This window comes from Chitinophaga sp., from assembly GCF_036566945.1.
Taxonomy (GTDB): Bacteria; Bacteroidota; Bacteroidia; order Chitinophagales; family Chitinophagaceae; genus Chitinophaga.
In genome coordinates this window covers 1-19,424 of sequence record NZ_DATCVJ010000280.1, presented here as the reverse complement: position 1 = coordinate 19,424, position 19,424 = coordinate 1, and the positions used below count along the sequence as shown (strand labels likewise).

Annotated in this window: 19 protein-coding genes; 6 read left to right on the top strand and 13 right to left on the bottom strand. The window is 47.6% G+C overall.

Annotated elements, in window-relative coordinates:
- Positions 1–12 precede the first annotated feature (12 nt).
- The 7 genes from VIP81_RS08295 to VIP81_RS08265 form a co-directional block, all read right to left on the bottom strand.
- Positions 13–420 carry a hypothetical protein gene (locus VIP81_RS08295; protein ID WP_331958305.1) on the bottom strand — a complete coding sequence of 136 codons (408 nt, stop codon included), beginning with the start codon at positions 418–420 and terminating at the stop codon, positions 13–15.
- 108 nt (positions 421–528) lie between these two features.
- Complete coding sequence (locus VIP81_RS08290; protein WP_331958303.1) at positions 529–3,033, bottom strand: YfhO family protein; 2,505 nt, start codon at positions 3,031–3,033, stop codon at positions 529–531.
- Between the two features lie 157 nt (positions 3,034–3,190).
- Positions 3,191–3,814 carry a hypothetical protein gene (locus VIP81_RS08285; protein WP_331958301.1) on the bottom strand — a complete coding sequence of 208 codons (624 nt, stop codon included), beginning with the start codon at positions 3,812–3,814 and terminating at the stop codon, positions 3,191–3,193.
- Positions 3,815–4,057: 243 nt separating this feature from the next.
- On the bottom strand, positions 4,058–4,534 hold the full coding sequence (locus VIP81_RS08280; RefSeq protein WP_331958299.1) for a DUF4625 domain-containing protein: 477 nt from the start codon (positions 4,532–4,534) through the stop codon (positions 4,058–4,060).
- 4 nt (positions 4,535–4,538) lie between these two features.
- Complete coding sequence (locus VIP81_RS08275; RefSeq protein WP_331958297.1) at positions 4,539–5,516, bottom strand: DUF4625 domain-containing protein; 978 nt, start codon at positions 5,514–5,516, stop codon at positions 4,539–4,541.
- A 48-nt stretch (positions 5,517–5,564) separates the two neighbouring features.
- Positions 5,565–7,976: a TonB-dependent receptor gene (locus VIP81_RS08270; RefSeq protein ID WP_331958295.1), complete on the bottom strand. Its 2,412-nt coding sequence runs from the start codon at positions 7,974–7,976 to the stop codon at positions 5,565–5,567.
- A 121-nt stretch (positions 7,977–8,097) separates the two neighbouring features.
- Positions 8,098–8,451: a hypothetical protein gene (locus tag VIP81_RS08265; protein ID WP_331958292.1), complete on the bottom strand. Its 354-nt coding sequence runs from the start codon at positions 8,449–8,451 to the stop codon at positions 8,098–8,100.
- 53 nt (positions 8,452–8,504) lie between these two features.
- Between VIP81_RS08265 and VIP81_RS08260 the strand changes: the two genes are divergently transcribed.
- On the top strand, positions 8,505–9,608 hold the full coding sequence (locus VIP81_RS08260; RefSeq protein ID WP_331958287.1) for a hypothetical protein: 1,104 nt from the start codon (positions 8,505–8,507) through the stop codon (positions 9,606–9,608).
- An 80-nt stretch (positions 9,609–9,688) separates the two neighbouring features.
- On the opposite strand, the gene bla is transcribed toward VIP81_RS08260, so the two are convergent.
- Positions 9,689–10,405: a subclass B1 metallo-beta-lactamase gene (gene bla / locus VIP81_RS08255; RefSeq protein WP_331958285.1), complete on the bottom strand. Its 717-nt coding sequence runs from the start codon at positions 10,403–10,405 to the stop codon at positions 9,689–9,691.
- 91 nt (positions 10,406–10,496) lie between these two features.
- On the opposite strand from bla, the gene VIP81_RS08250 reads away from it, so the two are divergent.
- The 5 genes from VIP81_RS08250 (at position 10,497) to VIP81_RS08230 (ending at position 15,776) form a co-directional block, all read left to right on the top strand.
- The gene (locus tag VIP81_RS08250; RefSeq protein ID WP_331958283.1) at positions 10,497–10,745 is read left to right on the top strand and encodes a hypothetical protein; all 249 of its coding nucleotides are present in this window, start codon (positions 10,497–10,499) and stop codon (positions 10,743–10,745) included.
- Positions 10,746–10,845: 100 nt separating this feature from the next.
- A complete protein-coding gene (locus tag VIP81_RS08245; protein WP_331958281.1) occupies positions 10,846–12,903 on the top strand; it encodes a TonB-dependent receptor in 2,058 nt (685 codons plus the stop codon).
- A 275-nt stretch (positions 12,904–13,178) separates the two neighbouring features.
- Positions 13,179–13,973, top strand: coding sequence for an ABC transporter permease (locus VIP81_RS08240; protein WP_331958279.1), 795 nt, complete (start codon positions 13,179–13,181; stop codon positions 13,971–13,973).
- Positions 13,974–13,976: 3 nt separating this feature from the next.
- Positions 13,977–14,750, top strand: a complete 774-nt coding sequence (locus tag VIP81_RS08235; protein WP_331958277.1) for an ABC transporter ATP-binding protein — start codon at positions 13,977–13,979, stop codon at positions 14,748–14,750.
- Positions 14,751–14,753: 3 nt separating this feature from the next.
- Complete coding sequence (locus VIP81_RS08230; RefSeq protein ID WP_331958275.1) at positions 14,754–15,776, top strand: MlaD family protein; 1,023 nt, start codon at positions 14,754–14,756, stop codon at positions 15,774–15,776.
- Positions 15,777–15,780: 4 nt separating this feature from the next.
- Here VIP81_RS08230 and VIP81_RS08225 read toward each other — a convergent pair whose 3' ends face one another.
- The 5 genes from VIP81_RS08225 to VIP81_RS08205 all read right to left on the bottom strand — a co-directional run.
- Positions 15,781–16,077 carry an isochorismate lyase gene (locus VIP81_RS08225; protein WP_331958273.1) on the bottom strand — a complete coding sequence of 99 codons (297 nt, stop codon included), beginning with the start codon at positions 16,075–16,077 and terminating at the stop codon, positions 15,781–15,783.
- Position 16,078: 1 nt separating this feature from the next.
- Positions 16,079–16,783 (bottom strand): DUF1080 domain-containing protein, encoded by a 705-nt coding sequence (locus tag VIP81_RS08220; protein ID WP_331958271.1) that lies wholly within the window; start codon positions 16,781–16,783, stop codon positions 16,079–16,081.
- A 130-nt stretch (positions 16,784–16,913) separates the two neighbouring features.
- Positions 16,914–17,612 (bottom strand): CDGSH iron-sulfur domain-containing protein, encoded by a 699-nt coding sequence (locus VIP81_RS08215; protein WP_331958269.1) that lies wholly within the window; start codon positions 17,610–17,612, stop codon positions 16,914–16,916.
- A gap of 183 nt (positions 17,613–17,795) precedes the next feature.
- Positions 17,796–19,142 (bottom strand): alpha-L-fucosidase, encoded by a 1,347-nt coding sequence (locus tag VIP81_RS08210; protein ID WP_331958267.1) that lies wholly within the window; start codon positions 19,140–19,142, stop codon positions 17,796–17,798.
- A 6-nt stretch (positions 19,143–19,148) separates the two neighbouring features.
- Positions 19,149–19,424, bottom strand: a 276-nt coding sequence (locus VIP81_RS08205) for a DUF5013 domain-containing protein (protein ID WP_331958265.1), incomplete at its 5' end; no start/stop codon positions are given.

Sequence of the window (19,424 nt, the reverse complement as noted above, 5' to 3'; positions counted from 1 at the left end):
TTTTGCAGGAAATTAAAAACTGAGTTCTTCTATCGTACAATCTCCGTCGGCATCCCGTATATTCCTGCCGTTAGGACTTTTGATCGCTATACTCAGCGATATATTGTTCCGGCCTTTTTTCAGTTTGTATTTTTCCCAGAGCAACACATTGCCCTGCTGGTCTCTTACTTCAATAATATGTGTGCTGGATGTTAAGCGTACGAAGCAGGTCTTTTTGTCAAGATCGGCATCGCCGCGTTTGGGCGCCTTTGACTGATAAGGGAGTATGCCTCTCAGGCTATCGTTAATGTAGAGGTAGTAGGGACTGTCGCCTTGCTGACGTGTCCAGAAGTAAGCCCTCATTGTGCCTCCTCCTTCCCTGCAATGGCTGAGTAATAGCAGGGAGAAGGAAGCAACGAGGAGGGTATATATTGTTTTCATGTGAGATGATTTTGGAATCGGTAACAATCCAAAAATCACACAAAGCCCTGGCGCTTTTCACCTAAATGTGACAGAACGATCATTATGCGTGATGAAAACGTGGCTATTTTATTTAACGGTCGTAGCATTTTCATCCTGTCGGCTTCTTGATTTCCAGGCACTCCAGATAAACCCGATGGCCACACCGATGAGCAATAACACCGATGAGATGGCAGATATTTTTCTGCCGAGGAAGAAGGTTGCTGGTTCAAATGTAAAGGTGATCGCATGTTTGCCTGCAGGTATTTTCAGGCCGCGCAGGGCATAGTTAACCCGGATGATCGGCGTTTCTTTACCATCAATAAAAGCTTTCCATCCGGCAGGGTAATAAATGTCGGAGAATACAGCCAGTCCTTCTCCGCTGTTTTGAGCGGTGTACTGTAACTCGTTCAGTCCGTACTTCGTTAAGTTCACCACCGCGTTGCTATCGGCCGCAGGGGTGAAGGCGCCGGTAACAGATCTGAAACGTTGATCGATGATAACGGTGTCCTTTGGATTAAACTGATCGAGTGCCGTCATTTCTGTATTGGCGTCCGGTACCCATTGAATGGCTTTTACAAACCAGGCGTTGCCTAGTGCGCCCGCATTGCGTTGCACAGTGGGCTGTCCGGATTGACGATCGGGTACAATAAAGTATTTGGTATTGAGCATATTGAATACCGCCATGTTGTTTTTCGTGAGCTGGTGTTCAATCAGGTCTTCGTAGATCCATAGCTTAGCCGGACTTTGACCACCCACTGATTTATGAAAGTAAGAAGTATTGGCATCGAGGAAAGGATTGGTCGTCAGATTGATCACGCGGTAATAGGGATCTTTATCCTGCAGGATCTGTTGATCTACCGCAGAAGGAGCCATATATTCCGCCAGGGGTGCCTCACTGAAGCTGTCTTCACTCACGTAGCTTTTATCCACCTGGAATAGATCAAACAAAACGGCTGCTGCAATGATGCCTACTGCCAGTCCTGCTTTTAATTTGCCTTTCAGGAAAAATAACATGGCCGCAAAGGCGATAACAATCAGTATCAGTGCGCGGATGCCGTCTGCCCTCAATATCGCGCTGCGGTCCTGTTTCAGTGCGCCCAATAATTTGGCAGCGGGGATTTCTCCGCCCAGCATTTGTGCATAGCGGGCAAGAAAGGCATTGTCGCCGGGACCACTGAAAGGATATAATACACTGCCTGCCAACGCGAGCAGCACCACGAGTCCACCGGTGACAAACAACGCCATCTTCAGGTGTTGTTCTAAGAATGGCTTGGACAGATCGCCATAGATCAGTTCCTGTAATGCCCGGCAGGCCAGTATCACCATGCTTACCTGCGGAATGGCCAGGGCCATAGTAGGGGCACGGAACTTACTGTACAACGGCAGATGATAAAAGAGGAAGTTATTCAGTTCCGGAAAATTAGATCCCCAGCTGAGCACTATCCCTATGATGGTAGCGGCTACGAGCCACCATTTATGCCAGCTTTTAATGATGAGCAGTGATAGTACAAACAGGAAGCAGATAATAGCGCCTACATAGGCAGGGCCGGAAGTAAAAGGTTGTCCGGCCCAGTACAAGGGCCAGCTGGCGCTGTTCACGGCTTCTTCCGCTTTAGCGGGAGGCACCCCAATTTCGGTGAGTGCTTTATAAGTATTGGAACCGGCCGACAATTTTTCGCTGTTGGAACCGCCTACGAGGTGAGGCAACAGCAAGGTGAAAGTTTCTCCTTTGCCATAGCTCCATTGGAAAGCGTAGCTGATATCGAGTCCGCCGGATTTTTTATGCTCCTTGTCTTGCTGGTTCAATGTTAACTCCGACTGGCTGCCGCGGATCGTGTACTTCGTATATTCTTTCATGATCAGCAGGTTGTCCATAGCCGGGAGTACTGCCAGTACGCCGGCAATGGCCAGGAGCAGGGTGGCCTTGAGAAAACCGGGCAGCTGTTTTTCGCGGAAGGCGTTGATGCCGGCAGCTACTGCCAGGCAGATGGCCATGATGAGGGTATAGTAAGTAATTTGCGGGTGATTGTAGTAGTTCTGCACGGCGGCGGCCAATGCAGTAAGACAAGCCCCTGCTATATAGCGGCCGCGATAGGCCAGGATCATACCCGCCAGCACCGGGGCCATATAAGCCATACTCATTACCTTGGTAATATGTCCGGCGTCGATACTCACCACTGTAAAGGTGGCAAAGCCATAGGCGATGGCGCCCATGATACTGATCCAGTAGCGTATATTCACTACCGTGAGGAACACATACATGCCGATCATCAACACAAAAAACATGTCTGCCGGGTTGGGCAACCAAAGCGTGAGCAGTTTATTTAGCATGCCGATTTTGTTGGTACTGGGACCGGTGAAGATCACATAAGAAGGCATGCCGCCAAACATGCTGTTGGTCCACATCGGTAAATCACCCGTTGCTTTATAATAATCTGAGGCCTCTTTTGACATGCCCTGAAAATGCATCATGTCCGACTGAAACAATTGTTTGCCTTCCAGCACCGGACTGCAAAATACCAAAGCCAGGGCGACGAAGATGCCAATTGCCGCCAGATGTTGTAAAAGCGCCTTAGATTTAATAAATTTCATATTTGCTTGGTTTTCTGTTGGTTGTATCTGGTTGTCTAAAGTGTTTTATGTAGAAAAAGCCCGATTGCTTAAAGTAAAGCTTTAAGTACAACTGAAGTAAAGCTTTAAGTGAAATGCAGTTCGGTTTTAAATATGCGCCTGCATTTTTATCAACAGCTTAGCGTAACACGGCTTTCTTTTTTAGCAATTTCCAATGTTCATCATTCGGATCAATATCCAAAAAATAGAGTGTGTCATTTTCGAGAAATACCCTTTTCCGAACATCTTCATCTTCCACATAGTCACCTCCGGTTGGAACAACAATTGGTTCCATCAATTCTTTCCATCGATGACTTTTGAAGGTCCAGGTATTTAGCCAATGAGTGTTGCCATTCATCGGCGCCTGGAATACCAGTATGTCGTCAGCATCATCTTTATTCAGATCGCTGTTATTGAATAACCTGGCTTCACAGCAACCAATGTTGATGGGGGGTAACAGTGTGTCGGAAAATTGAATGGCATATTCATCTGGTACGCCATCTTCCACCGGGTTGCCATGTCCTTCTTTGGTACGGACAACGAAAGCGGATTCCGTGTGTCCGTCACCGTTAAAGTCTCCAATGATGGTATTACTATCGGCAGGAAAGCGCGGGCCCTCAGCGGTATCTGTTACCATCGCAACAGGTGCCGCCACGGGAGCAGCGGTTGCCAAACTATCTTGTGCCGCGTGCTCTTCTGGTGGCGTAACGGTATTACAGGCTGCCAGCAGGGCCACAAACAAGCCGCATAGATGATGCTTCATATTCCAATATATGTAAGCGGCAAATGTATATTAAACTTTCTTTCTATGGTAGGTAATGCTTTATTTCCTGATGGGCTTACAGTTCAATGGCAGGTATTTACGGCTCACTGGCCGCACGGAAGCTTGCAAGGGTGATAAAAAAGAATGTACCAAAAGTGGGCGCACCAGGTAACCGAAACTTATCTTCCTCCGGTAGCCGAAAATGGCTGCGCCTTGCTTTTGATACATTCTCCATAGATGAACCTAGATGATTTTAATACTAAGTCCTTTGATCGTTTGCCAGCCTTCCTTGTCTGTCAACCGGATCATAAAATGATAATCACCCGGGTCCACATTCGCAGGCACCGTTATATCAATCGCCGGCTGATACGTTTTCAGACCAGCGGGAATGGGAAACGATTGTATAAACAGGAAAGGTGTTACCGGGCTCTTTTTCGGATCCAGTCCGCAGCTTTCCACTTCGGTGCTGTGGGTATGATGATCGAAGTTATGGTGAATATCCAGGCTCACAGACCCCAGCTGGGCATTATCACTCAGCATGGCGCGAAAAACAATTTTTTCGCCTCGTTTGAGGATACTGCATTGTTTTGGAAAAGCGTCCGGCGTAGTGATATTGATCTCCGGATAGGTGGTGTCTATGGGAGTATCCTTATCCTTACTACAATTGCTCAGCAGTAATATGGTCGCGAGCAGCAGCACGCATGAAATAATCTTCTTCATACGCTTAGTTGTTGTAGTTGATGCTAATCGGGAACGACTTATATGCGTTCAGGTTATGCGTAGTATTTTTATAGAGAATCACCAGGTTGTACGATCCGGATTCCCAGGCTTTTTCCCCGGCTATTGGATTGGCGGCGGGTTCATTACCATCTTTGTCGGCGCCTACGATGATTTGTTCCCCGCCCCATTTACCATCGATTTGTTTCAGCGTACTGATTTTGGAGGCTGCCGGTAAATCCTTGTGTTCCACTTTTGAAATCACGATTACTTTGCTGAAGTCAAGATGATCAATGCTTTCGGGATAGTAGTTGAACTTCTTTTTGATCAGTACTGTATAAAGGACGCCATCTCCTTTAATCCCTGACACCTGTGCATGGGCGGTCAGTGTATCTCCTTTTTTGAAAATCAGCTCTTTCTCTACCCAGGTGTCCATATAATAAATGAGGGAGTCGTTGCGGGAAATCATATCGCGCCCAATTTTGGGATCGACCGGCATCTTGGCCGGGTCGTTGATGGTCAGCGTTTCTTTGATATCCAGCCGGGTGCCATTTTCATCCTGTACGGTGAAAGTAAAGTCGTACTTGCCTTCGGGGGCTTCTGCTGGAATAGTGAAATGCTTATGTACGTTTGTGTTTTTAACGCCGTTGTACTCCGGCCAGTCGAGTACCAATTTCCAGTAGGCGGCATATGTTTCACCGGCCTTCTGGGTAATGGTGAGCTGTACGGCTTTAATTTTTTCCGCGGCCAGCACATCTGCATTAAAGTGAAAATCCCTTCCGATCAATGCCTGTTTATTGTTTCCGGAGCCAATTTCAATATTCGTGGCCGTAGGTGTTGGTGGCGCCTGAGCAGGGGCATCTTCTTTCTTACAGGCGGTGAAGGTGGTGGCCAGCAGGAGTAATGCAGCGAGTCCTTTTAAAGCCATCTTACTGAATTTCCGGCCGTACTGCGCCGGTGTAGGTAGTTGTTGGTGTTGTTCCATGTTTGTTGTTTTTATGTTTTTTAAAGATGTGATACGGGTATTGGGTGACTATGATTTGCTGTCCGTCGCTTTTGATGAAACCAGAAAAGGGATTTTTACCGACAGCACTATATTTCTCCCGGCTTCGGGTAATGCTATCAGCCTGTAAAAACTGGTGTGGTTCAGGTATGCGGTGTTGAATAGATTTTGTACCTGTACACTGAGGGTGAGTGGCTGTTGCCACAGGTTTACTTTCGTTCCTGCCTGCAGGTTCACTACCTGGTATCCGGGTGTTTTCTTTTCGGGCGGCACAATGTTCGACTGTTGTGCGGTGATGCGGTAGTCGGCAGAAAGGTAGGTGCCCCTCAGAACGCCGCCCAGCGCCGGTGTCCAGGTGAGGTTCACCAATGCCGAGGCAGGTGGAGAAAACGGCAGGGTATATCCTTTCTTCTCTCCCGACAATTGCCGGGCATACAGGTACTCGCCCAACAGTTCTGTGCTGAGTGTTTTCAGTAATCTATATTTCAATTGTATTTCTCCGCCATAGCGCATTACCCGGCTCTGGGCATATTGGAATACCTGGTTGCCGGCGCCGTAATAATAATCGTGACTGGCAGTGGGATTGAGATAGATGTAGTTGCTGAAGTAATTGAAAAAGGGGCTCAATTGAAGAAACCATCGATGATCAGTCCAGCTAAGACTTAAGTCGGCCTGATAAGATTGCTCCGGCGACAGTGCAGCATTGCCACGTTCGTAACTAAAGTAATGGTAGTTCACACCATTGGCGCCCAGCTCTTTGGCGATAGGCATGCGAAAGCTTTTGCCGATATTGGCTTTAACACTGAAGGACTCCCGGTTGTAGTTAAGTCCTACAGACCATACCCAGCTATGGAAGGACCTGCGCAGGTGATCTGCCCTTGTGAGTTTTTCCGAATTGGGAGAAGTGCCGGAAGGGAACCAGTCGCTGTACTGGAACAGGCGCAGTTGTGCATAGTCAAATCTTAGTGCGCCATGCAGGAGCAGCTGTTCATTTAACCGGTATTGATCATACACGAAAACGCCGGCGGTGGTTTGTTTAAATGCAGGGACCAGGAATGTCCATCCATCAATAGCATTCTGTTGGTGTTCTCCGTTTACGCCGGTGGTCAAATGATGTTTGCCGATCACAAAGTTGTCGCGGACATTAGCAGAGAAAACATGTTTATCAAATTGTCTTTCCAGATTAGCGGAGATGCCCATGGTATCCGGATAAACCGGCGGCATATAACCGTGATTGACATATTGACTAAACTCCTGTCTGAAGTTATGCTGGTAGCCTAGTTCCATTTCCAGCTGATGGGAGGCCCATTGCCAGGAGCTTTGGTTGATCAGTTTAAAATGATTCACCTCCTGTGAAGGGAGTAGTATATCACGACTGGACGCATCATGCCATTGGGTATTTACCTGCCGTGGTTCGAGTCCATGCGCATTGGCGAAGAAGCCGCTTTTACTGTAGGTATTGCTTGCGTAAAACACGGAGCGGAAATGTTCACTGATGTATCCTGTATGGAGGTGCAGTCCTGTTTCACGTCCGGCGGTATTGCGCAGGTGGTGCTGATGCAGCTGCACGGCGTAGTCGTACACAAACACGGTATCTGTGGGCACGCGGTAGTCGCCGTAATCCTGGTAGGTGATGCGGGTATCAAAGAACCAATGTTGCCGGCGACCAAACAAATTAACCGAGGTGCCATACAATTGATTGTTGGATTTGCCAATCAGATCTACCGATCCGCCAAATGAATGGGTCGGTGGTGGCGGTGGTGGCTTCACCTCAATGGCGCCACCAATAGCATCTGAGCCATACATAAAGGAGGCGGCTCCTTTGATCAATGCTACTTCACCTGCTGCAAACTGATCTAACTCCAATCCGTGATCTGCACCCCATTGCTGCCCTTCATGTTTTACGCCCTTATCCACTACTACTACCCGGTTAAAGCCGAGGCCACGGATCAGTGGCTTGGATTGTCCGGAGCCGATGCCAATGGTTTTGATGCCGGGCAGGCGTTCCAGTGTTTTCATCAGACTGCCCCCCAGGTGGCGCTGAATAAAGTCGGCGTTGACTATTGCTATGTTTAACGACGTTGTTTGTTTGCGTTGGAGGACATGGTGATCTGATATCACCACTTCCTCCAGCTGCTGCTGCAAGGGATGCAACTGTATATTCACAAACACATCGGCATCGGTTACGCGCAACTCCATTGTTGCTTTGTGATAGCCGATAGCAGTAGCCATGATGGTATATTTCCCGGGCCGCAATCCGGTGAACAAAAACCGGCCTTCGCGATCTGTATGACTCAGAAGTGTGGAATCTGACAGTATCACGTTGACGCCTGCCAGCGGCTGCTGATGGCTGTTCCACGCTTTTCCGGATAACTGGTATTGCTGCCCGTATGCATTGCAAAGGCAAAGCAGGCAAAAAAGGAATAAGTAATTTTTCCGCATGAGAAAGGGGCCTGTTGGCGCAACAGGCGTGCATGTGCGGGCACACAGGGGAATGCCTGCTATGCCCACCAAATGATGGATAAATAAAATGCTACGTAATAGGTTTATATGCTGCTACAGTTCAGTAGTCTGTAAATAACGGGGGACCTTTGTTGGAGAAACCGGAAAGTGTGCATGGATAGATGCGGGCAGCTACCGGGATACTTAAGGCAATAGGTGAGGGCAGTGGTACTGTCAGCGCGGGCGGATCAGGTAAGTACATGTCCCTACCCATGTGGTGGGCATAGTACCCGCAAAGCAGACATTTACTTTCTGTTACATGCAGTGCATCACGATCATCAGATGGCGCTGTCCGCACCGTTTTTTCATGATGGTGAAAAGCGGGGAGCAGGGAGCTGGAAAGCAACAGCAATAACAACAGGAGCGAAACTACCTGTTGGAGATGCTTATATATTTCTTTCCTGCTGCTTTTCATATTTGCAACAAAGTTGCGTTTTTTATTCAAAGAAACAAAGGAATTCAAAAAAAATGAAGCGTAAGACGGTGATATTAATCGGACCGCCGGAAGATCAGGATGGCAGTAAAGTGCTATTGAATTACCTGTCGGCAACAAGTACCTTTAACCCATCAGTGACTCGCATGAAATGTATTTTCTCTATACTGTTAACAACATTCTCCCTGGTATTTGCCTGTAAAGAGCCTGTTCAATCAGGTGGGCAAACGAATGGGCAGAACAATGGGCAGGTAAGTGCGCCGCCCGATGAGCCAACAGCCGGACCGGCAAATACGCCATCAGATGGTCCCGGCAGTGAGCCGGTTCATCACCCGGCGACTACCGTCGCACCCGGAAATATTCTTCCGGCCATCATGACCTTAAAATTGGATGCACCAGTGGGCGAAGAAGCCGACAGTGCGGTTGACGAATCTTTGTCCGCAGAAACTTCCGATACTGATAAATGGAATACGACTTCTTCTTTGGCAGCACTGATAACAAAATGGACGCCCTGGCCGGCAGTAGGCACGCCGGACTCCTGCCTGACGCCCGTCATGGGGTCGCGTTTGGTGGTACATGGCGACTTTGACGGAGACGGCCGCGCCGATACACTGACTGAACATTTCTTCAGCAGCATCGATAATCTCGAAACCAACAAATATTATAAGGACCTGGACTATGAACTACTGGTACGCCTAAACGACCAGCAGTTTCCTTTTTCTTTTGTGAGTAGCAGTAGTAGTAAGATAGATACCCTGCATATTGGTAATGGATTATTGTTTGGATTATCATGGCTGAAAAATGAGGGCGACTTAAATGGAGATGGTACAGATGAATTGTCTTATGTAGTAGACCTGGCCGACTGGTCCAGTCTGAATCATTGCACCCTCATCACTTATCGGCATCATCGCTGGGAAGTGTTGTACCGTTTCCAGATCTGGGACTGGCAGCTTCCTGATTTGCCGCAAACCGGAAGTGAGTACGAACTTTTTGGCTTACCCGATAAAACCATCGGCGGCGATGCTGCTGCTTCCCGCGCTAACTTCTCCGGCTTTATAAAAAAGATAAAACGAGGCAAGGTCATGGTGTGGTTTGAAAATAACGGCGTACAGGACAGCACGATCGTCCGCTTGCATTAATGCCCATGGTGAGATGTTGCCAGGCAGCCGTTCAGAAGGAAAGTGCAGACCATTGATATTACCACAACCAGAAAATAAGTTTACTTCAACAATTGCAACGAATGCTCCACCTGTTCCATACCGCCTTTCCAGCTATCATGGCCCGGAATTAAGTACACCGGATGCGGAAATTTGTTTCTTAAATTTTTCAGAGATGCCGGCCATGCTTTAATGTTGCCGTCGCCGGTATAGCCGAGATTAGTGGCTTCCATACTTTTTACAAAACAACCGCCATACAATACTTTTGATTGCGGCAGCCAGATCACGATATTATCTTTGGTATGTCCTTCCCCCGGGTAATAAGTTTGTAAGGCTACGCCGTTTATTTTAAAAGTGGTGTCCTTGCGGAAAACATACTGCGCTTCTTTTTCGCCTTTGGCTTTGCATAGGTCTAATGTTTGCTGCGTGCTATACGTTTTCACCTTCATACTTTTCAGTACATCCAATCCTGCGGTGCAGTCGGCGTGAAAATGCGTAACAATGCAATGCGTGATTTTCTGGTGATAGCGTTTTTCCAGGGTATCCACCAGTTGCCGGGTCTGGTCCTCGCTCCAGGGTGTATTGATTAATATGATGCCTTTGCCGGTCACCACATATAATCCGTTGGCCGGAACAGGTTGGCCTTTATATTCACCATAAGATACCATCGCATATACGTTGCCGGTCAGGTGAGTGGTGTGAATCCGGAAAGTACTATCCTGTGCGAATGTGGCCACGGTGCATAGCAGGCCACCGATAAATGAAAGCAGATTTTTCATGATTCCCAATAATATACCGCGAAAATAAAGCATTCATAAACGCGGTCATTTTTTATTTCCAGCCTGAAAAACATTCATTATTGGTGCCAATGTGGTCATTTATCAGGGTGTTACCCTGGGAGCGCTGCATGTAACCAAAGATTTATCTGATGTAAAAAGACATCCCACGGTGGAAGACAATGTGATTATTTATGCCCGCAGCACTATCCTTGGTGGTAATACCACTATTGGAAAGGGGAGTATCATTGGCGGCAGCGTGTTTATTACTAAAAGTGTTCCTCCTTTTTCCCAGGTATTTAATACCCACCAGGTAAGAATTACCACCAAAACCAGCGTATAGTGCGCTCCGCACAAATACCGGAACAATTCGCAGAAATATTTCTATCTTAAGCCCTGTTGAAAGCTGGCCGCAGCACAGCGGTACAAGAACTTATACAGACATGCGAACGAGAATTTTACCGGCAGGCGTTTTATCGATCCTTTTATTTATAACCAAGGGGTTGCAGGCACAGCAGGATACGCTGCAGCAATTACCGGAAGTAGTGATTCAATCCTATTTTTCAAAAGCCTCGCTGCAACGTGTACCCACGACCGTGAGTGTGCTGTCGCCCGCTGATATGCAGCTACAGCAGGGCAGTTCCCTGTTGCCTGCCTTTAATACGGTACCGGGTATACGAATGGAAGAAAGATCTCCCGGCAGTTATCGTTTATCCATTAGGGGTAGTTTACTCCGTTCTCCTTTTGGTATCCGCAATATTAAAATTTACGCAGATGATATCCCACTGACCGACGCAGGGGGTAATACCTATCTCAACCTGGTAGATCCCGATGCGGTGACCAGCGCGGAAGTGCTGAAAGGCCCTGATGGCAGCCTGTTTGGCGCCAACTCCGGCGGCGTAATGCGCCTGGCCCTGGCGCCACCACCCAATGATACGCATCACCTGCAGGTAAATCTGCAGGGCGGCAGCTACGGACTTTTTCACGGCAGCATCGGCTGGCAACAACAATGGAAGAACTATCAGCTACAGGTATTCCAGGGATACCAACGGGCAGATGGCTACCGCCAGAATACCGCCATGAAAAGATCGTATACCCAAACCACCCAACGCTGGGAGTACAAACCCGGGTATGCCCTGAAGCTGCTGGCCTTTTATTCGGATTTGTCTTACCTCACACCAGGCGGACTTACCCTGGCAGAGAGCAAAGCCAATCCCCGCGCCGCCAGACCCGCTACTGCTGCTAACGCCGGCCCCATCGCATTAAAGGCAGGCATCTATAACCGTACTTTTCAGGGAGGACTGGTTCATGAAGCACAATTCACACCACGACTCCAACACGTGATTTCCGTATTTGGCGCCAATACCCATTTCGAAAATCCGTTTCTCACCAACTACGAAGCAAGAGATGAAAATACCGCCGGCTTCCGCACCTATCTGCAGTGGGTGAATAATCCGCAGCAACATAGCATACTCCAATGGAAATGGCTCAATGGGGTAGAATGGCAGCAAACCACTACGGATGTGGTGAATTATGGCAACCGCGGCGGAAAAAGAGATACGGTCATGGCGGCAGATAAGCTGAATGCCCGGCAATACTTTTTCTTTAGCCGCTTCCATGCTACGGTCAACAACTTCACCCTCGAGGCAGCAGCCAGTTTAAATTATTATGGATACAGCTATAACAGCAACGGTCATACGCAGGTGAAATTTACACCGCAGCTGATGCCGCGGGTATCTATGTCATACCTGTTTACCCCATTGGTAACCGGACGCTTAACCGTAAGTCGCGGATACTCTCCACCCGCTACCGCAGAAGTTCGTGCATCCAACAATGTTATCAATACCGCCTTGCAGCCGGAAACCGGCTGGAACTACGAAGCCGGCCTGCGCGCAGCCACCCGCAAGGGAAGGGCTATGCTGGATGCCGCCTTCTTTTATTACCGCATGCAAAATGCGATCGTGAAACGACAGGATGCCAATGGCAACGATTATTTTGTGAATGCAGGTGGCGTGCATCAGAAAGGCATTGAATTACAGGGCATGTGGTGGATCATGAAGCCTCGCGCACAGGGCGTATTGAGAGGCATTAAATGGCAGGAAGGGTATACCTTCAGCGATTTTAAATTTGTCGATTATATCAGTGGCACCAAAAATTACTCGGGCAACCGCCTCACTGGCGTACCTCAACATGTACTCGTGAGCAGCCTCTTGTGGCAGCTGCCGGAAAATATCTCCCTATATACCCAACATACGTTCACCAGCAATCTTCCGCTGGACGACGCCAACAGCGTATATGCCGGCAGTTATCACCTGCTGCAGGCCAATGTAAGCTGGAAACTCCCGCTGCATACCCGCTATGTTTTGGTAGTACGTGCCGGAGCCGACAACCTGCTCAACGTACAATATAGCCTGGGCAATGATCTGAATGCGGTAGGCAGCCGCTATTATAATCCGGCCCCCGGCAGAAACTATTTTGGTGGTATCGCTATGAAGCTGTAGAGCAGAAAGCAGAAAGCAAAAAGCTATTGAAGCGGGTGATCATTCGCTTCAATAGCTTTTTGCTTTCCGCCTTTTGCTTTCCGCTTTTGGGGAACTATTTTATCATAGTGGGAACAGACATCCTCAGCTTTGATGACAGCAAAATCACCGAATGTCAGGCCATGGGGGCACCACTGGCAAAAAATCCGCTTTACTAGCGGGGGCTGACATATTAAGTCCGGTGGTTAACAAAAGCGGCATAGAATTGTAATAAGTGGGTAAGCATTTACATACAGATGAATTCTACCAACGGAAAACAGGACAAGCCGGTCATTACCGCCAAAATTGACGGATTCTTTATCCAATTCTATGATATAGCCGTCTTCATAGCCCGTTTCTTTAGAGAGGCTTTCCGGCCGCCTATTGAATGGGGAGAGTTTGTGCGGCAGTGTTACCAGGTCGGATATAAATCATTGGCCCTTGTTACGGTAACAGGGTTTATCACCGGCGTGGTGTTTACCGAACAGTCGCGCCCTACTTTATCAGAATTTGGTGTTACCGCATGGCTACCCTCCCTGGTGGCCATTGCTGTTGTGAGGGCGCTGGCTCCGCTCATTGCCGCCCTGATCTGCGCCGGTAAGGTAGGATCGAGTATAGGCGCTGAACTGGGCTCCATGAAAGTAACCGAGCAGATTGATGCTATGGAAGTATCGGCCATCAATCCTTTCCGCTACCTCATTGTTACCCGGGTAACGGCCATGACCATATGTTTACCATTGCTCATGTTCTACAATGCGCTGATCGGCTGTTTGGGATCTTATTTTGATGTACATGCCCATGAACAAACCAGCCTCGTATCCTTTTTCGATAATGCCTTCGCCCAAATCACTTTCCTGGATTATACCACCGCATTGACAAAAGCGATCCTGTATGGTTTTACCATCGGTATTGTGAGCTGCTACCAGGGCTGGAATGCTTCACAGGGAACCATGGGGGTAGGTAAAGCGGCGAATGTGTCCGTGATCGTATCCATGTTCCTGATTTTTATTGAAGAAGTAATTATCGTTCACGTCTTTAATTCTATCCGCTAGCATATGAAAGAAAACGGCCATCATATTGACATGAATGACACGGTGATCAAAATACGTGACCTCTACAAATCATTTGGAGAAAAGCATGTATTGCAAGGCATCAACCTGGACCTGCACAAAGGGGAGAACGTGGTGGTTCTGGGTCGTTCCGGTACCGGTAAATCTGTACTGATAAAAATTATCATCGGGTTATTAAAACCAGATGCCGGCTCGGTAAATGTATTGGGGGCAGAAGTAGATCAGCTGAACGACGTAGACCTGCGCGCACTGCGACTGAAAGTAGGTTTCTCTTTTCAAAGCAGCGCGCTGTATGATAGTATGACGGTGGGAGAGAATCTGGCGTTTCCATTGAAACGGAATAACCGCCAAATCAGCAAAGACCAGATCCGGAAAACGGTAGACATTGTACTGGATGCCATCGGGCTGCCGGATACGATTAACCAGCTACCCTCTGAATTGTCCGGCGGACAAAAGAAAAGAATTGGCATTGGACGAACCCTGATCCTGCGACCGGAAATTATGTTGTATGATGAACCCACCGCCGGTTTGGATCCTATTACCAGCATGGAACTGAATAAGCTGATCAATGCGGTGAAGGAGCGGTTCAATACCAGTTCCATTATCATTACCCATGACCTCACCTGTGCGAAAGAAGTCGGCGACCGGGTAGCCGTGATGGATGAAGGTAAGTTTATACGGGAGGGAACATTTACAGAAGTATTCGATGAAAAGGATGGATTGATCAAAAGTTTTTACGACTATAATTTTATACAATAAGCTATGGAAGCAGGAAAAAAACGCGGAGTCATTGTCGGCATTTTTGTCGTACTGGGGTTGGTGATTTTTGTGACGGCCATCATGATGCTTGGCAAGCAACAAAAATTATTTAATAAATCCGTACAGGTAAAAGCGATTTTTAAAGATGTGAACGGCCTGGCGGTAGGACGGAATATCCTGTATTCCGGTGTGAAAATAGGAACGGTGAAGAAAATCAGTTTTGTGCGAACCAATGAAATCCTGGTAGTGATGAATATTGATCAGAGCTCGCAGGAGTTTATTCATAAAGATGTGGAGGCCCGCATCAGTTCCGAAGGCCTGATGGGTAATAAGATTGTGATGCTGTCCGGTGGCTCACCAAATGTACCGGTGATTGAAGATGGCGACCAGCTCACCGTGGGTAGCGGGTTGAGCACAGAAGAAATTATGAACACCCTGCAGGTAAATAATAAAAGCCTCGTGGAAATTACGGACAACCTCAAAGTCATTACCAGGGGAATCGTAGATGGAAAAGGTACGCTGGGTAGATTGCTCACCGATGATTCAGTATATAAAAATCTGAATTCCACGATGGCAGGTTTAAACGATGCGGTGATCAATACCCGCCGGTTGACCAGCGCCTTGTCGTTATATGCGTCCAGGTTGCAAACAAAGGGCGTACTCTCTAATGATCTGGTAACAGATACGATGGTGTTTTCAAAACTACGTGCGGCAGTAACACAGATGAATGAGGTAGCCGATAATGCCAACAAAACCGTACTGGATTTACAAGCCACCAGTACAGGATTAAAAGCAGATATGTCTAATCCAAATGCGCCTGTGGGCATGTTACTACAGGATACGTTGCTGGCGGATGCTTTTAGGGCCACTATTTATAACCTCGAAACCAGCACGGAAAAGCTGGATACCAATATGCTGGCAGTGAGAAATAATTTCCTGTTCCGGGGTTATTTCAGAAAACAGGCCAAGCGGGAGCGAAAAGCACAGAAAGAAAAAGAAAAGGCAGAAAGACAAGCGCAAAAATGACGGGCTATGTTGTAGCCCGCCAATGTTTCATTTCTTCTTCTATAAAATGTTTAACCAGGTCACTGTACATTTTTTCAATGGCATCTGCGTTTAATCCTGCAGCAGTAGCCCATTCTCTTCTTTGTTGTAACATGGCCTTAAACCGTTCCGGCGCCTGTACGGCAGCAGCACTTGTTTTAAATGCGGCGGCTGCTTTTACATAGGCAAAACGTTTACCCAGCAACTGTATTACTTCCTGGTCTATAGCATCTATTTCGGTACGTATATCCTGCATGTTTTGGCAGGCCTCCGGTGTTTTCATATCAATGTCCTTTTTCAGAAAACTTTTTAATAGGCGTGAGGTCTACCTTGCGGAATTCCACTTCTGAGCCTTCGGCCTGCAGGGCAATCTGTCCTTTGCTGGCGGTGGCCTGGGTGCCATAGTTAACGAGGTCGCCGTTTACCCATACTTTAATGGCATTGCCCACACATTCTATGATCATGGTATTCCATTCGCCCAGTGGTTTTTCTGAACCATCGGTGAGGTTCAGGATACGACGTTTTTTACCATCTACTGCGCCCCATTCGCTTTTTGGACCGCGGCGTTTTTCCATATCAGGAACGGTAATGTCTTCTCCAATACACCAGAAGTCGCCGGCATCCTGATTTTGCAGCTGTACTTCTATTGATTTTGGAAACATGCCATAGAGTACGCGGGGTGTAGAAGCAAATACCAGTACGCCGCAGTTGCCTGGTTTGGCAGGGAAGCGGTACTGTACTTCCAGGCGGTAGTTTTCATAGCTGGCATCGGTGATGAGGTGTCCCTGTGGGTTAGCCAGACTTACCACTACGCCATTGCGCACCAGGAAAGGACTGCTAACGTTTTTGTCTTTATCCATGGCAGGTACATCTATATGCCAGCCGCTAAGGTCCTTGAAATTGAATAAACTGCGCGTTTGTGCGTTTACGTTGGCAGCACCGCAAAGCATAGTGGCTGCGATGCAGGAGGTGAAAATGAAATTTTTCATCATGGAACTGATAGAAATTACGAATTACGAATTACGAATTACGGATTTGTGTGAAGATAGTAAACGAGAAGGGTATTCGCGATAATCTCCCCGGTAAATTCGTAATTCGTAATTCGTAATTCGTAATTCTTCACCCAATGCCATCTTTAAATCCCATAGAAGCATGTGAGCCATCGCAAAAAGGCTTATTGGCAGAGGCGCCGCAACGACAAAGGGTTACGCGGTTACGTATTTCATATGGTTTTCCATCGGCGTCTGTTACTTCAATGCCACCCTGCAGCCATAGCGGACCGCTGATATCTTTAGCCGGATCTTCAATGATGCCGATGGCAGGTGTCAGTTCAGGCTCTATAGGTGTTTGTGTGGCCCTATCCCAGGCTACCAAACGGCCGGAAGGACATTCTCCTACCTGTTTAATAAAGGCTGCTTTCACTTTTGGATCGTCTGTATCATTGACCATACTCCATACCTGCCCGTTAGGATCGCAGAAACGGGCAAAGGCGCAGAGGTGCTGTACATCTGTGAGCAGCATGGTAGGACCTTCTACCAATTCGGCATCTTCCACATAGGCGGTATGCCCCGCGGTTTCCGTGCCTTCAAACTTGATCTTTAAATGGGTATTATCACAAAAGGGTTTGTGTTTGGAGTGGCCACACCTGCAAAGATAAAAGGGTTGTTCTGTGGGTGTGAAGGTTTTGCCAGGTACCCATTTCACCGATTCTTTGTGGATATTGGTACCAATGGTTTCTATCCGTAACGGCACATTGCCGGTAACTTCATAAGGACCGTTTTCGGTGACTTTTACCTGTATACCTGGTGCTGCTTTCATGGTGGCGGAGGTTTAAACAGGTAAACAACGGGGAGCCGGAAAGGTTGAATAAATTAGCTGTTAGCTTTTAGCTGTTAGCTTTTAGATTATAGCGGAAAGCCTTTAGCGTATAAATATCCGCTAAAGGCTTTCCGCTATAATTTATCCGCTGTAATCTAAAAGCTAACAGCTAAAAGCTAATAGCTATTTAAGTACTATTTCCACCACCGGTATTTCCATGGCAGGTTTTTTTTCCGGGAGAGATAAAGCCAGGCTGTTATCTCCGTCTGCGGAAAACTTCACTTCGGAGTTATCGTGCAGGAACTGTGCATATTTTACTTTGCCTTTGTAGCCGGGGAGTACCACGCGGGTACTGTAATCCAGCAGGTGTACATACAATCTTTTGGTAGTGGGATTATAGGTCAGCATGGTATTTTGCGGCACCTGGAACGATTCGGGTGCATAGGTACAGCCATAAATAGATTCGCTGTTGCCTTTCATCCAGTCGCCGATATTACCCAATGCGCTTTGTGCGCGGTAGTCGAATACACCGCGGGCGGTGGGGCCTACGTTGAGGATCAGGTTACCGCCTTTGCTAACGGAGCCTATCAGCAGTTGCAGTAATTCGTGGGTACTTTTCCAGGTGTTTTCATCGCGGTAATATCCCCAGGAGCCGGAAAACGTCTGACAGGTTTCCCATGTTTTGCCACGGAATTTTGCCAGCTCGTCTACTTTCACCTGTTCAGGTGTCAGGAAGTCGGCGCCATCTTCATATTCATCGAGGTTCAGGCGGTTATCTACGATAATAGAGGGTTGTAGTTTGCGGATCATTTTCAGCAGTCCCACGGCATCCCAGTCGTCTTTGCCTTTACCATTTTTGCCGGGATAGGAGAAGTCCAGCCACAGGATATCTATTTTACCGTAGCGGGTTAATAGTTCTGTGATCTGGTTGCGCATATACTGGCGGTACTTGTTCATGTCTTTACCTTTATTCAACCGTGCATAGGTGCTGTCGGACCCATTTTCCGGGCGTTGCGGATGCATCACATCAATGGTAAAGTCAGGATGGTGCCAGTCGATCAGCGAATAGTAAAACCCTACTTTAATACCTTCTGCCCGGAAAGCATCTACAAATTCCTTTACCAGGTCGCGCTTAGCCGGGGTATTGGGAGCTTTGTAATCGGTATACCTGGAATCAAACAGACAAAAGCCTTCATGGTGTTTGGTCGTCAGTACGGCGTACTTCATACCAGCGGCTTTGGCCTGTTTGGCCCAGGATTTCGGATCAAACTGATTGGGGTTAAATAAGTCAAAATAGTTTTGATATTGTTCGTTGGTGAGTCGTTCGTTGTGTTTCACCCATTCGTGCCTGGCGGGCAAGGCATACAGGCCCCAGTGAATGAACATGCCGAAGCGGTCATGTGTCCACCAGGCCATGCGTTGTTCTTTTTGTTGCGCGGTTTCCGTGCCTAATTTTTTTACTTCCTGGGCTTGCAGGGACAAGAGTGGACTGAATAGCAGTGCGGCTATCAGCAGTTGTTTCTTTAACATTTGTCTTTATTTGTCTTTGATCAGTAATACTTTATTTACACGGATAGTTTGTTCTGCGGGAGAAATATAGGTACCTACAAATCCTACGGTAATGGTAGCAGGAGCGGCAAGACTAAATCCGGCAGAGGCATATTTATTATCATTGTTCACAATTTTTGCGGAGCCCAAAGCACTCGCTATCTGGTTGATGTCTGGCAGTTGATTGCCGGAAGCCACGGCAAGATAAGTGTTTTCGAGCGTGTTGTCAATGTTGGAAATATCTGCCTCAAACCGGTAGCTACC

What these genes read in the sequence shown, in the direction of transcription:
- VIP81_RS08290 (WP_331958303.1), bottom strand. Translation starts at nt 3,033, where the DNA reads ATGAAATTTATTAAATCTAAGGCGCTTTTACAACATCTGGCGGCAATT.
- VIP81_RS08240 (WP_331958279.1), top strand. Translation starts at nt 13,179, where the DNA reads ATGAATTCTACCAACGGAAAACAGGACAAGCCGGTCATTACCGCCAAA.
- VIP81_RS08275 (WP_331958297.1), bottom strand. Translation starts at nt 5,516, where the DNA reads ATGGAACAACACCAACAACTACCTACACCGGCGCAGTACGGCCGGAAA.
- VIP81_RS08215 (WP_331958269.1), bottom strand. Translation starts at nt 17,612, where the DNA reads ATGAAAGCAGCACCAGGTATACAGGTAAAAGTCACCGAAAACGGTCCT.
- VIP81_RS08230 (WP_331958275.1), top strand. Translation starts at nt 14,754, where the DNA reads ATGGAAGCAGGAAAAAAACGCGGAGTCATTGTCGGCATTTTTGTCGTA.
- VIP81_RS08270 (WP_331958295.1), bottom strand. Translation starts at nt 7,976, where the DNA reads ATGCGGAAAAATTACTTATTCCTTTTTTGCCTGCTTTGCCTTTGCAAT.
- VIP81_RS08235 (WP_331958277.1), top strand. Translation starts at nt 13,977, where the DNA reads ATGAAAGAAAACGGCCATCATATTGACATGAATGACACGGTGATCAAA.
- VIP81_RS08210 (WP_331958267.1), bottom strand. Translation starts at nt 19,142, where the DNA reads ATGTTAAAGAAACAACTGCTGATAGCCGCACTGCTATTCAGTCCACTC.
- VIP81_RS08280 (WP_331958299.1), bottom strand. Translation starts at nt 4,534, where the DNA reads ATGAAGAAGATTATTTCATGCGTGCTGCTGCTCGCGACCATATTACTG.
- VIP81_RS08295 (WP_331958305.1), bottom strand. Translation starts at nt 420, where the DNA reads ATGAAAACAATATATACCCTCCTCGTTGCTTCCTTCTCCCTGCTATTA.
- VIP81_RS08245 (WP_331958281.1), top strand. Translation starts at nt 10,846, where the DNA reads ATGCGAACGAGAATTTTACCGGCAGGCGTTTTATCGATCCTTTTATTT.
- VIP81_RS08260 (WP_331958287.1), top strand. Translation starts at nt 8,505, where the DNA reads ATGAAGCGTAAGACGGTGATATTAATCGGACCGCCGGAAGATCAGGAT.
- VIP81_RS08220 (WP_331958271.1), bottom strand. Translation starts at nt 16,783, where the DNA reads ATGAAAAATTTCATTTTCACCTCCTGCATCGCAGCCACTATGCTTTGC.
- VIP81_RS08285 (WP_331958301.1), bottom strand. Translation starts at nt 3,814, where the DNA reads ATGAAGCATCATCTATGCGGCTTGTTTGTGGCCCTGCTGGCAGCCTGT.
- VIP81_RS08225 (WP_331958273.1), bottom strand. Translation starts at nt 16,077, where the DNA reads ATGAAAACACCGGAGGCCTGCCAAAACATGCAGGATATACGTACCGAA.
- bla (WP_331958285.1), bottom strand. Translation starts at nt 10,405, where the DNA reads ATGAAAAATCTGCTTTCATTTATCGGTGGCCTGCTATGCACCGTGGCC.
- VIP81_RS08265 (WP_331958292.1), bottom strand. Translation starts at nt 8,451, where the DNA reads ATGAAAAGCAGCAGGAAAGAAATATATAAGCATCTCCAACAGGTAGTT.